The organism is Streptomyces sp. NPDC096046 (assembly GCF_040303285.1).
Taxonomy (GTDB): Bacteria; Actinomycetota; Actinomycetes; order Streptomycetales; family Streptomycetaceae; genus Streptomyces.
Genome location: NZ_JBEOSZ010000010.1, coordinates 136,120 through 148,105 on the forward strand (window position 1 = coordinate 136,120; position 11,986 = coordinate 148,105).

Below are 11,986 nucleotides of genomic sequence, written 5' to 3' on the forward strand. Positions count from 1 at the left end.
ACGGCGGTGCCGCCCGGCTCCGGGCCCGGCGGCACCGCCCCCGACTCCCCGCACGCGTCGGCCGGCTGGGCAACAGCCCCTCCAGCACCGCCGAGTTCACGGTGAACGCACCCCGGTCCGGCCGCTATGTGCTGGTCGTGCACTACGCGCACAACGACCGCCGGGACAACGGCCACGCCTACAACACGGACATCATGTCCCGCACGGCGGACATCACGGTCGGCAACGCCGCACCCCGGAAGGTCACGTTCAAGAACACCTGGAGCTGGGACGACTACTGGACGGTCGGCGTCCCGGTGGATGTGGCGAAGGGCGCGAACAAGGTGGCGTTCGGCAACGCCGGTGCATGGGCGCCGAACATCGACCGGATCGAGCTCGGCCGGGTCGTGGGCTGAGAGTGCGGTGACGCGGGACGGTCACGGAGGAGTGAGGTGCGCTCCTCCGCAACCGAGGTCCCCTCACCCACCGTCTGTTGCCATGGCCGCCTCCGCACGTGCGGTCGGCCTTGACAACGGCCCGGTCGGGCCATGACCACGGGGAGTTCCATGCGTACGAAGCTCGGTTCGGTTCTTGCGGCGACGGTCCTGGCCGGCGGCCTGGGGGCGCGATGGCGCCCAGCGCCTCCGCCGCCGACAACTGCTGGGCGTACGGGACGGCATCCGCACCTGGTGCCACAACGTGTCCGGCGCGGCGGTCTACGGCTCCATCGGCAACAACCGCCGCTATCCCGACCCCACCACGGTGGTGGGCCACATGTACTCCAACCCCAGCTGGTTCTACTGCAAGCTCGACAACCAGGCCTGGGTCGGCGGCCCCCACCCCACCCGCTGGGTACTGACGGTGGCCGACAACGGGCAGCTCGGCTGGATGAAGGACACCGCGATCTACAGCGAGACCAATCCCCTACGCGACTGCTGAGGTTCTTCAGCGGGTACCGGTGCCGCGGTCCGCCATGGAGGCGGGCTGCGGCACCGTCGCGTCGGGAGGTGATCCCGGCAGCGGCCCGCCGAGGGGCAACCGCTCGGACACACCGGGGCTCGCGCTCCTCACAGACACCGGGGCGTCGCCGCGTGCATCGCATCGAAGGTGATCACGGCCCCGGCGCACCATCGGCCCCACCGACGTGAACACCGGAGACCGCCGGCGCACGACGGCGGGTCCGGCCGTGGGGCGGCACTCGGACACGTGCACGTGCTGCCCCGGCAGGCCCGCCCGCCCGGTCGTCCGGCCCCGGCCCGCCACGGAGACTGCCTCGCCGGCCCCTCAGAGAGGCGTCGCCGCGTACAGGATGAGGACCATCGTCACGGCCGAGTTCGCGGACGACATCGCCGAGACGGCCGTCCCCGCGGCGGCCCCCCACATCGCCAGCCCCACCGATGTGAACGCCGGGGGCCAGTGGTGCCCGGCGGGGGGCGGGCCGAGCAGCGCCGCCACCCGGCGCGGTACCGGCCCGGGAGCGGCGAGTCCCGCGAGTGTGGGCAGCGGCGTGCCCCGTGAGACGAGGGCGGCTCTGCCGATCGCCCGCGCCACCGTGCGGCGGCTGCCGACCACCCGGGCCGCCTCCTCGTCCGCCCACCGCTCCGCGGTGTACGCCACGGCGGTGCGCAGCGGCCGCAGGAACGGATTGGCCCGGGCCGCGAGCTGCACGGCGAGCAGGTACCGGTCGTGCCGTGCGGCGAGGTGGGCCCGCTCGTGGGCGAACAGGGCCCGCCGCTCGGCCGGCCGCAGCTCGTCCAGCAGGGCCGTGGTCACCACGACTCGGCCACGCCCCCCACGCCCGTCGGCGCCGGCACCCGGCCCGGCGCCGCCCCGTAGCCCCCCGGGCGGCAGCGCGTACGCGTAGGGCACGGCGTCGGGCAGCACCGCCACCTCGGTCCCCCGCAGCCCGGACAGGGCGAGATGCGCCTGGCGGCGTACCCGCCCGTGCCGCCGCACCGTCCGCACGCAGGCGGCGACCACCGCGCACAGCGCGGGAATCGCGGCCTTGCCCACGACCTCGTCGTAGGGCACCGTCGCCCGCACCTCGGGATCGGACCAGCCGTCGGGCAACGGGTTGCCGGGGAGCTGTGCGGTGCCGACCACCATCACCAGCGCCAGACACACCGTGCTGCACAGGGCCAGCACCATGGCCAGCGCCGTCAGCAGCCGCGTCGCGGTGCGCGGATGCAGATGCTGTTCGGCGAGACGCGCGACCGGCCAGGCCGTGAGCGGAAGGATGAGCGGCAGAAAGACGAAGACCCCCATCAGGTGTCAGTCTTCCCCTGGGCTCTGTGCCTGGTCCAGCAGGTCACGCAGCAGCTTCTCCTCGTCCGGGCCGAGGCCGGTGACGAAGCTGGCCAGGACGGCGCCCCGGTCGCTCTCGGCGTCCAGCACCTTGCGCATCTTGCGGGCGGCCAGACCCGCCTGGTCCGAGGCGGGTGTCCAGGCGAAGGACCGGCCGATCCGCTCCCGGGTCACCGCCCCCTTGCCCAGCAGGCGGGTCAGGATGGTGATCACCGTCGTGTAGGCGAGGTCGCCGCCGAGGCGTTCCTGCACCCAGCCGGCCGTGGCCGGGCCGTCCGCCTCCCGCAGCGCCGACAGCACCAGCGCCTCCAGCTCACCCTGTCCCCGCCGGGGACGCTGCCCGGGATCGGTCACCACCCTGCCTCCTGTTCGCCGCCCTGCGCTGCCCGTTCGGACATCGTATAGATCCGCCGGTCCCGGCCCATGTACTTCTACATTGTTGTAGATTTCAAAGTGGCATCCGCGCCGCACACGTCAGCGTTCAAGAAGGAGTACCCCGTGGGAGTTTCCCTGTCCAAGGGCGGCAACGTCTCGCTCAGCAAGGAGGCGCCCGGCCTCACCGCCGTCCTGGTCGGCCTCGGCTGGGACGTGCGCACCACCACCGGCACCGACTACGACCTCGATGCCTCCGCCCTGCTCCTCGACGCCTCCGGCAAGGTCCCCTCGGACCAGCACTTCATCTTCTACAACAACCTGAAGAGCCCGGACGGTTCGGTCGAGCACACCGGCGACAACCTCACCGGTGAGGGCGAGGGCGACGACGAGTCCGTCAAGGTGAACCTCGCCGCCGTGCCGGCGGAGATCGACAAGATCGTGTTCCCGGTGTCCATCCACGACGCCGAGAACCGCGGCCAGAGCTTCGGGCAGGTCCGCAACGCCTTCATCCGGGTCGTGAACCAGGCGGGCGGTCAGGAGATCGCCCGCTACGACCTGTCCGAGGACGCCTCCACCGAGACCGCGATGGTATTCGGCGAGCTGTACCGGCACGGCGCCGAGTGGAAGTTCCGCGCCGTCGGCCAGGGATACGCCTCGGGTCTGGCCGGTATCGCCTCCGACTTCGGCGTCAACGTCTGACACGTGCCGCCGGGCCGCCGGGTCCGCCGCGTGCCGGCGGGCCCGGCGGCCGCATCAGCGACGACCGGGAGACCATGTGGCCGAACCGTCCCGCCTCCGCCCGGAGGACCGCGCGGACTTCGAAGCCGTACTGCACCACGCGATGAACACCACGGACCCACGCGGTGCCCTGGGCGCCGACCCGGCCGGCCGGGCGGCAGCCCACCTGCGCGCCCACGCGCTCGCCCACGCCGACGACATCGCCGCGGCGGCCGGCGAGCCGTACCGCTCCTGTCTCGCCGTGCGCAGGGCCGACCGGCACGAAGCGCGGAGCCTGCTCGGGCCGGGCAGCCTGCTGCCGGCCCTCGTGGTGCTCACACCGCTCGTGTCCGGCACGTCCGCCGCCGCGCTGCTGCTCCTCGGCGGTCTCCTGCACCTCGCCGGCGCCCTCGGCCCGTTGCCCGGCTCGCTCGTCGCGGCCGGCTGGACCCTGGCGCCGGTGGCGGCCGTGTCCGGTCTCGTCACCCTGGCCGCCGTGCTGCACACGGCCCGGCGCCGGCGCGGCTCGCTCCGGCCGCCGACCGGGTGGAGCACGCCCGGCTGGTCTGGCGGCAGGAGTTGCTCGACCGCGGGATGCTGCCGCACCTGCGCCGGCACCTGATGCCGCATCCCGAGACGGCGATCACGCCGTGCTCCCCGCCCGATACGCTCACGCCGTGCCCGGCCCGGGCGAGAGAGGACAGGACACCATGTTCGGACTGAGCGAGCTCGCGATCATTCTCGTAGTCGTCATAGCCGTCATCGGGGTGAAGAAGCTCCCCGAGCTGACCCGCTCGGCCGGCAAGGCGGCCCGCATCCTCAAGGCCGAAGCCCGCGCGGCCAAGGACGAGGAGACCGGCACGGCCCCGGCCCCGAAGGTGGTCCGGGGCGAGGTCGTCCCGCCGGGCACCGGCACGACCCCGCCCGGCGCCCGGGCGACGGGCTCCCCGGACCACCCCTGATCCCGCCCCGTGACTACAGCGTGCGCTCCAGGCGGTTGGACACCAGCCTGACGAAGCGCGCCGGGTCCTTGGGCTGACCGCCCTCGGCGAGCACCGCCAGGGTGTGCAGCAGCTCGGCGGACTCGGCGAGCTCCGTACGGTCCTCACTCGCCTGGTACGCCTGGTGCAGACCCTTGACCAGCGGGTGGCCGGGGTTGAGCTCCAGGATCCGCTTGGTCCGCGGCACCTCCTGACCCATCGCCCGGTACATGTTCTCCAGGGCCGGGGTCAGGTCGTGCGCGTCGGAGACGACGCAGGCCGGGGAGACGGTGAGCCGCGTCGAGAGTCGGACGTCCTTGATGTCCTCGTCGAGCTGCTCCCGCATCCAGCCCAGCAGCCCGGCGTACTCCTCTGCCTGCTTCTCCCGCTCCTCGCCGGTCTTCTCCTCGCCCTCGGCGTCGAGGTCGATCTCGCCCTTGGCGACGGACCGCAGCTTCTTGCCCTCGTACTCGCCGACGGTGTCGACCCACACCTCGTCGACGGCGTCGGTGAGCAGCAGGACCTCGATGCCCTTGTCCCGGAACGCCTCCATGTGCGGGGAGTTCTCGATGCTCTGCCGGGACTCGCCGGTGATGTAGTAGATGTCGTTCTGGCCGTCCTTCATCCGCTCCACGTACTGCGCGAGGGTGGTCGGCTCCTCGTCGGAGTGCGTGGTCGCGAACGAGGAGACGGCGAGGATGGCGTCGCGGTTGTCGGAGTCGGTGACCAGACCCTCCTTCAGGGCGGTGCCGAACTCGCGCCAGAACGTGGCGTAGCGCTCGGCGTCCCCGGTCATGAGTTCCTTGACCGTGGACAGGACCTTCTTGGTCAGCCGGCGCTGCATCATCCGGATGTGCCGGTCCTGCTGGAGGATCTCGCGGGAGACGTTGAGCGAGAGGTCCTGTGCGTCGACGACACCCTTGACGAAGCGCAGGTACGGCGGAAGCAGCGCCTCACAGTCGTCCATGATGAAGACGCGCTTCACATACAGCTGGACACCGCGCTTGAAATCCCGGGTGAACAGGTCGTGCGGGGCGTGCGAGGGGACGAAGAGCAGCGCCTGGTACTCGAAGGTGCCCTCGGCCTGGAGCCGGATCGCCTCCAGCGGGTCGCGCCAGTCGTGGCTGATGTGCTTGTACAGCTCGTGGTACTCGTCGTCGGAGACCTCGTCGCGCGAGCGCGCCCACAGGGCCTTCATGGAGTTCAGCGTCTCGGGCTCGGGCGTGTCCTCCCCGTCCTTCGCCCGCGGGACCATCCGGATGGGCCAGGTGATGAAGTCCGAGTAGCGCTTGACGATCTCCCGGATGGTCCATTCCGAGGTGTAGTCGTGCAGCTGGTTCTCGGGGTCGGCGGGCTTGAGGTGGAGGGTGACGGACGTGCCCTGCGGGGCGTCGTCGACCCTCTCCAGCGTGTACGTGGCCTCGCCGCGCGACGTCCAGCGGGTCCCCTGACCCTCGCCGGCGCGGCGGGTCATCAGCGTCACCTCGTCGGCCACCATGAATCCGGAGTAGAAGCCGACACCGAACTGGCCGATGAGTCCCTCGGCCCCGGCCGCGTCCTTGGCCTCCTTCAGCTCCTGGAGGAACGTGGCCGTCCCGGAGTTGGCGATGGTGCCGATGAGCCGTCCGACCTCGTCGTACGACATGCCGATGCCGTTGTCCCGCACCGTGAGGGTGCGGGCTTCCTTGTCGACGTCGAGTTCGATGTGCAAGTCCGACACATCGGCGTCGAGCGAGTCGTCCCGCAACTTCTCCAGACGCAGCTTGTCGAGCGCGTCGGAGGCGTTGGAGACGAGTTCCCGCAGGAAGACATCCTTGTTCGAGTAGACCGAGTGGATCATCAGCTGGAGCAGCTGACGTGCCTCTACCTGGAACTCAAACGTTTCGGTCGTCATGGTGTGCGCATACCTCGCAGGTCCCACAGTCGCCTGAACTGGTGCCAGCCACTCTAAAACACCAAGTCAGGCCGTGGCACCGGATGTCAGACGAGGTGCGCGAAGACCACCAGGTTCTCGGTGTAGTCCCGGGCCTGACGGTCGTAGTCACCCGAGCAGGTGATGAGCCGGACCTGGGCCTCCGCCGTGTCGCCGTAGACACGGTCGTTGGGGAAGGCGTCCTTGTCGAACGACTCCGCGGCGTCCACGACGAAGGTCGCCTTGACTCCGTCGGCCCGCACCACCTGGAACCGGTCGCCCTTCTTCAGCGCGCTGAGCCCGGCGAACACGGCAGGGGAGGTCGTGGTGTCCACGTGCCCGGCGATGATCGCGGTACCGGCCTCACCGGGCGTGTGCCCCTTGGCGTACCAGCCGACGAGGTTGGTGTCGTCGGACGGCGGCGGCTCCAGTTGCCCCGAAGGGCCGATGGCGAGGTCGGTGAAGGGCGCGTCGACCGAGATCTTGGGGATGATCAGACGGACCGGCCGGGAGGGCGGCAGGTGCGGACCGGCCGCCGCGTCGGCGGACCGGTGCGGCGCCGCGGACGTGTTCGGCGTGTCGGGCAGTTCGGGTACGGCCGAGGCGGCCGACAGGGCGGACGGTGCGTGCGGCGGGTCGGCGTCGGGCGACGCGCCCCGGCCGCCGACCATGCTCACGGTCAGGGCGAGGGCGGCAGCCGCCCAGAGCACCGTCACCACGGTACGGAGTCGCCGCCTCGACGGTTCGGGGCCGGGGTCGGGAAGAGCGGGGGGACTGGCTGCCATCAGGGACCACCTCATTCGAGCACGGCAGCGGGCACGGCACGCGGGAGGACGGGCCGGGCCGCCGCGACGTGAGAGGCACGTGCGGCGGGCACGGCACGTGAGAGGACGAGCCGGGCCGCCGCGACGTGAGAGGCACGTGCGGCGGCCACGGCGGCTATGCGCGGTCAGACTCCGGTCAGACGGTGCCCTGCGAGGCCCGCTGACGTCGCAGCGCGTACAGGCCCGCGCCGGCCACCGCCAGCACCGCCAGACCGCCGGCCGTCACGCCCGGCCCCGAGGCCAGCCCGCCGCCACCGGTGTGCATCCCGCCGTGCGGCTTGTCGTGCTTGCCGTGCTTGCCCTCCTTGCCGCCCCAGTCGCCCTTGTCGCCCTTGTCGCCCTTGTCGCCGGAGCCCATCCCTTCCTGCTTGTCGCCCCAGCCGTCCTTGCCGTCCTTGTAGATGTCCGCGTCGTGCTTGGGGTTGTCCCAGTCGTCGTTCGAGTTCACGGCCGCCAGGGCACCGCCGCCGGTGCGCATCCCGCCGTGCGGCTTGCCGTGCTTGTCGTGCTTGCCCTCCCAGCCCTTCTCGTGCCCGTCGTCGTTCGAGTTCACGGCCGCCAGGGCACCGCCGCCGGTGTGCATCCCGCCGTGCGGCTTGCCGTGCTTGTCGTGCTTGTCGTGCTTGCCCTCCCAGCCCTTCTCGTGCCCGTCGTCCTTGCCGTGCTCCTCGTGCTTGCCCTCTTCCTTGCCCTCTTCCTTGCCCTGGTCGCCGGAGGTGTCCTTGCCGTGCTCCGAGGGTTCCCGGTCGTTGTCCGAGGTCAGCGCGGCCAGCGCACCTCCGCCCGTGTGTACGCCGCCACGCGGCGCGTGGTGGTCGCCGTCCTTGTGGTGCTCCTTGCTGTAGGAGTTGCTGTCGTGGTCCCAGTCACCCATCGCCTCGGCGTAGGCGGCGGGTGCGGCGATCGCGAGGGCGGCCGTGGCGGTGGCCGTCGCGAGCAGCATGCGGGCAGAGCGCATCGGTGAGTCCTTCCGTCGCGAGCCGGGCAGCTGACGCCTTGCCAGCTCACGGGACCCGGCCTCGACGTAAACCACCGTCAGTCAGACCGGGCCGTCCCACCATCCGAGGCGTTCACACGGGTTACTACGCCACCCTGACGGCGGCATATGGCGGGTCCGGACGCCTGCGGAGGGGCCCCGAGACCCGCCCGCGTCAGCGCCGCCCGAACCGCCCGTTCGTCATGCGGGCCGGGTCCGGATCGGCCAGCTGGGCCGCCATGCCGACGAGAACCAGACCGCCCGCGATGAGCAGCCCCTGGGCCAGGACGATGCCCGAGCCCAGTACGGCCACGCCGAGTCCCAGCCCGCACCAGGCTCCGGTCCTGCGGTACTCCCGTGGCCGGGTGGGGCGACCGGATCGCATGGCCCGGGTGAACCGGGGATCCTCCCGTTCGAGTCGTGCTTCGAGATCGACCAGACGCCGGTCTTCGGACTGCGGCACGGCTTCTCCTTCCCGGAAACCCGAGCACTTCGAGGCAGGGCACGGCCGAGGCCATGACAAGTCCTGGGGTGTCGGGCCCTGTGACGGTGCGCAGGGAGACGGGCCGCCGATGCGGCGGTACGGCCCTCTCACCAGGGCTTCGGCTTCTCCCCCCTCCAGCGGCTTCCACCATGGGCCCCACCCTCATCCTTCCCGGTGGCCGCGCTGTCCGAACGCTCGTCCGCGAGGGGGTGTCCGAGGGGAGTGCTGTCACGGATGCCGGCGCGGCCGGGCAGCGCACATGTGGGGTTGACGACGGTGGTGAGGAGGCCGTTCACCGTGGTGTCGCACCGGCGGATTTTCCTGCGGAACGCCCTGCTGCCGCGGATCGGGTTCGCCCCGCTCCGGCGACCGGCCCGTCGCAAGCCAGGCCTCAGCGACCGTCCGGAGCTGACGCGGCGCGCCATCCGTGTCGGGCCGATCGAACCCTGAGCGGGCCGGGGACCGGCCGCCTCCTGCCGCTCGGCCCTCGGCGGGCCGGGGAGAGGGGCGGCCCCCATCCTCGACGAGGCCCGGCCCGTCACACCTGCCGGTGGTCGATGCCCAGCAGGCTCGCTGCCGCCCGGAAGTCGGCCGTATGGCGGCCGACCGTCACGGACCAGTGGTGACCGACGCCCGTGGCGCTCCAGGCGTCGACCCATTCTCCGGGGTCGCGGCCGAAGTCGACGCGGCTGGTGGTGTTGCCGATCTCCAGCAGCGGCCCCGGCACGACGGTGCCCTCGGAGGTGACGAACGACAGGCTGCCGTCGGCGTCCTGGCCGAGGCCGAGCAGGGTGACGGGCCCGTGCCGGACGTCGCACTCGACGCTCACGCCCCAGCCGCGCTTGCCGTGGTAGACGCCGAGGCCGCGCAGCAGCGGGGTGCGGGCGCCGACCGCCAGGTGGGCCGGGCCGTCGTGGCCCATCTCCACCACGCCTTCCTCGAAATCGAGGGCCTGGATCTCGGTGAAGGAGCCTCCGGCGCCGATGCTCTGGGAGGCCAACTGGGCCACCGACGTCCGCAGTTCGTACTCGCCGGCCGCGGGCACGCCCCGGGCGGTGAGCAGGGAGGCGCCGAGGATCATGCCGGCCCCGAGCCGCTCGTGCAGTTCGCCGTCGAGGCCGCGGTGGTAGTAGGCGAGGCTGTCGAGCTCGAAGTCCGCGACCAGACGGTCCAGGGCGACGGACACGGTCGCGCCCCAGGCGAAGTCCTCCTCCCGCACGCTCTCGTCGAGGGTGAAGATCTGCCGGGCGAGCGCCATCCGTTCCCGGATCTCCGTCTCGGTCACCCGTTCCACGCGGTGCCTCAGGTCGTCGAACTCCAGCACCTCCACGTGCGAGCCGAACGTGGTGGCCAGCAGTGTCGGATCGGTCTGCACGTCGAGCATGCCCGGATACACGTGCCCCATGAGGCCGTGCCGGGCGTGCCGGAGCCCGGCACGGATGTGCGCGGCCCGGATCCACTGCTCGATGCGACGCCAGGCGGACTCCTGCCGCAGCCAGCCCGACACCGACCGGAAGGGGAGGCCGGCCCGCCGGAAGACGTTGCCGACCTCCGGGACGGGGCACTGCCCGCAGTAGGCCAGCCAGGCCCCGGTGTCGAAGGAGGCGTGGTCCATCTTCTGGGACGGCTGGAGGTCGATGACCAGCACCGGTGTGTGCGAACGCTGGGCGATCGGCAGCACCATCGACGAGGTGAGGTATGTCGTCAGGAACAGCACGATCAGATCGCAGTCGGCCCTGCGCAGTTCCTCGGCGGCGCGGGCGCCTTCCTGGGCGTCGGAGACGAACCCGGCGTCGGTCACCTCCACGTCCATCTCCCGGAGGCGGTCGGCGACATGGGCGGCCGACTCCTTGAGCTGTGGGAGGAGGCCCGGGAACTGCGGCCAGTAGGTCCCGAGTCCGCCGGCGACCAGCCCGATCCGGGTGCGGCGACGGGTGACCGGCGGCAGCAGGTCGCGCAGCGCGGCGGCTCGTACTGCCATGTGATCCGCGGTCGTTGCCATGGTCAGTGCTCCTTGTCGGGAAGGCCGACGGGCCGGGTGCCGGGGACGCGCGGCTCCGCCGCGTCCCGCACCGCGCTCGCGGAACGGGGGATCAGGACGCGGATGATGAACACGCCCGCCGAAGCCGCCGCCGTCATGCAGGCGGTGATCGCCCAGAGCAGGACGGACGGGCTGTGGTCGGCGAGGGCGGGGGTGAAGAACGCGGCGACCGCGAAGACGCCCCTGGACAGGGCGTAGGTGAGGCCCTGGGTGGTGGCTCGGGTGTCGGCGGGCAGTGTGAGCTGCGACCACACCTTGTAGTTGGCCTCTCCGGCGAAGGGGTTGGAGAGCTGGTAGAGCACGAAGAAGACGAGCATGCCGGCGAGTGCGCCCGCGGTCAGGGAGGCGATGACGAAGGCGAGGATCTGCACCACCGCGGCCACGTGGAACAGCCGGTCGCGCCAGGGGCTGTCGGCGACGCGCACGAAGGCGAAGGTCAGCAGCACACCGATCGGGATGAACGCCAGGTTGATCCCGGTGGCCAGGCTCTGCGAGGCGTCGCTCACGGTGACGAGCAGATAGGTGCCGAACTGTCCGAAGGTGTTGGCCCCGAGACCCCAGGTCACGTAGAAGACGAACGTCGCGGCCATCGGGAGCAGGGCGGCGCGGGTCCACACGCTGGTCAGTGCGGGGCCCGCCGGGGCCGTCTCCGGGGCGGGCTCCGCGAGCTCGTCGGGCAGTCGCAGCCGGGACCGCAGCGCCCAGGTGACGAGGGCGGCGACGGCCAGTTGCCCGGTGATGAGCCGGGCCCCGGTCAGGCCCGTGGTGGACAGGACGAAGCCGAGGAAGATGGCGACGGCGATGCCCAGCATCCACATGACCTGTGTGAACGCCACGAGTCTGCCCCGGGCCCAGGAGGGCGCAGCGTCCGAGACCACGGCGAGGGACGTCGGCAGGTCGGCGCCGGCCGCGAGCCCCGCGACGAGGACGCCGATCAGCAGGGTGACGTCGTTCGGCGCGAGTGTGATGACGAGGGCGCCGAGCGCGAAGCAGAAGATGTCCCAGTTGTAGACGCGGCGGCGGCCGAAGAGGTCGGCGAGGCGTCCCCCGATGAGGGATCCGACGGCGATGCAGCCGGTGACGATGGCGCTGATCGCCCCGGCCATCCACACGCCCATGGAGTAACTGTCGCGGTAGATGGCGAGGTTGACTGCGATGCTCACGATCAGCCCGGCGTCGAGGTAGGAGGCCATGCCCGACAGGGCGGCGGCCTTCCAGAGCGGTGGGGGGATGGGGCGGGTACCGGCCATGATGCGACTCCGTCGTCTGGTGACATCGCGGTTCCGGGGGCCTGGTCGCAGCGAGGATAGGGCGAGAAAAACGTTGCAACAAGGTGTCGCACACGTGTGGGTGAGGTGAGGGCGGATTGCCCATTCCCGTCCCGGGATATGGCG

General features: G+C 71.5%; 12 protein-coding genes and 1 pseudogene. 5 read left to right on the plus strand and 8 right to left on the minus strand.

Annotation, left to right across the window (positions count from 1 at the left end):
• Window positions 1-56: 56 nt before the first annotated feature.
• Together ABTX62_RS12075 and ABTX62_RS12080 are read left to right on the plus strand one after the other, a co-directional pair.
• Window positions 57-395: pseudogene (locus ABTX62_RS12075) on the plus strand (CBM35 domain-containing protein); the annotation flags it as partial.
• A gap of 175 nt (window positions 396-570) precedes the next feature.
• A complete protein-coding gene (locus ABTX62_RS12080; protein WP_352116053.1) occupies window positions 571-918 on the plus strand; it encodes a hypothetical protein in 348 nt (115 codons plus the stop codon).
• Between the two features lie 345 nt (window positions 919-1,263).
• On the opposite strand, the gene ABTX62_RS12085 is transcribed toward ABTX62_RS12080, so the two are convergent.
• Together ABTX62_RS12085 and ABTX62_RS12090 are read right to left on the minus strand one after the other, a co-directional pair.
• On the minus strand, window positions 1,264-2,244 hold the full coding sequence (locus tag ABTX62_RS12085; protein WP_352116054.1) for a M56 family metallopeptidase: 981 nt from the start codon (window positions 2,242-2,244) through the stop codon (window positions 1,264-1,266).
• A 6-nt stretch (window positions 2,245-2,250) separates the two neighbouring features.
• Window positions 2,251-2,637 (minus strand): BlaI/MecI/CopY family transcriptional regulator, encoded by a 387-nt coding sequence (locus tag ABTX62_RS12090; protein ID WP_283968860.1) that lies wholly within the window; start codon window positions 2,635-2,637, stop codon window positions 2,251-2,253.
• Window positions 2,638-2,781: 144 nt separating this feature from the next.
• Between ABTX62_RS12090 and ABTX62_RS12095 the strand changes: the two genes are divergently transcribed.
• From ABTX62_RS12095 to ABTX62_RS12105, 3 genes are all read left to right on the plus strand, one after another.
• The gene (locus ABTX62_RS12095; RefSeq protein WP_283968859.1) at window positions 2,782-3,357 is read left to right on the plus strand and encodes a TerD family protein; all 576 of its coding nucleotides are present in this window, start codon (window positions 2,782-2,784) and stop codon (window positions 3,355-3,357) included.
• Between the two features lie 76 nt (window positions 3,358-3,433).
• Window positions 3,434-3,997, plus strand: coding sequence for a hypothetical protein (locus ABTX62_RS12100; RefSeq protein ID WP_352116055.1), 564 nt, complete (start codon window positions 3,434-3,436; stop codon window positions 3,995-3,997).
• Window positions 3,998-4,085: 88 nt separating this feature from the next.
• Window positions 4,086-4,337: a twin-arginine translocase TatA/TatE family subunit gene (locus ABTX62_RS12105; RefSeq protein WP_352116056.1), complete on the plus strand. Its 252-nt coding sequence runs from the start codon at window positions 4,086-4,088 to the stop codon at window positions 4,335-4,337.
• A gap of 13 nt (window positions 4,338-4,350) precedes the next feature.
• On the opposite strand, the gene htpG is transcribed toward ABTX62_RS12105, so the two are convergent.
• From htpG to ABTX62_RS12135, 6 genes are all read right to left on the minus strand, one after another.
• Entirely contained in the window at window positions 4,351-6,249 is a 1,899-nt protein-coding gene (gene htpG / locus ABTX62_RS12110) for a molecular chaperone HtpG (RefSeq protein ID WP_352116057.1), read from the minus strand.
• 86 nt (window positions 6,250-6,335) lie between these two features.
• A complete protein-coding gene (locus ABTX62_RS12115) occupies window positions 6,336-7,052 on the minus strand; it encodes a class F sortase (RefSeq protein ID WP_352116058.1) in 717 nt (238 codons plus the stop codon).
• A gap of 175 nt (window positions 7,053-7,227) precedes the next feature.
• Window positions 7,228-8,049 (minus strand): hypothetical protein, encoded by an 822-nt coding sequence (locus tag ABTX62_RS12120; RefSeq protein WP_352116059.1) that lies wholly within the window; start codon window positions 8,047-8,049, stop codon window positions 7,228-7,230.
• 193 nt (window positions 8,050-8,242) lie between these two features.
• Window positions 8,243-8,530 (minus strand): DUF3040 domain-containing protein, encoded by a 288-nt coding sequence (locus tag ABTX62_RS12125; RefSeq protein WP_352116060.1) that lies wholly within the window; start codon window positions 8,528-8,530, stop codon window positions 8,243-8,245.
• A 559-nt stretch (window positions 8,531-9,089) separates the two neighbouring features.
• Window positions 9,090-10,553 carry an L-fucose/L-arabinose isomerase family protein gene (locus ABTX62_RS12130; protein WP_352116061.1) on the minus strand — a complete coding sequence of 488 codons (1,464 nt, stop codon included), beginning with the start codon at window positions 10,551-10,553 and terminating at the stop codon, window positions 9,090-9,092.
• A 2-nt stretch (window positions 10,554-10,555) separates the two neighbouring features.
• On the minus strand, window positions 10,556-11,842 hold the full coding sequence (locus tag ABTX62_RS12135; RefSeq protein WP_352116062.1) for an MFS transporter: 1,287 nt from the start codon (window positions 11,840-11,842) through the stop codon (window positions 10,556-10,558).
• Between the last annotated feature and the right edge of the window lie 144 nt (window positions 11,843-11,986).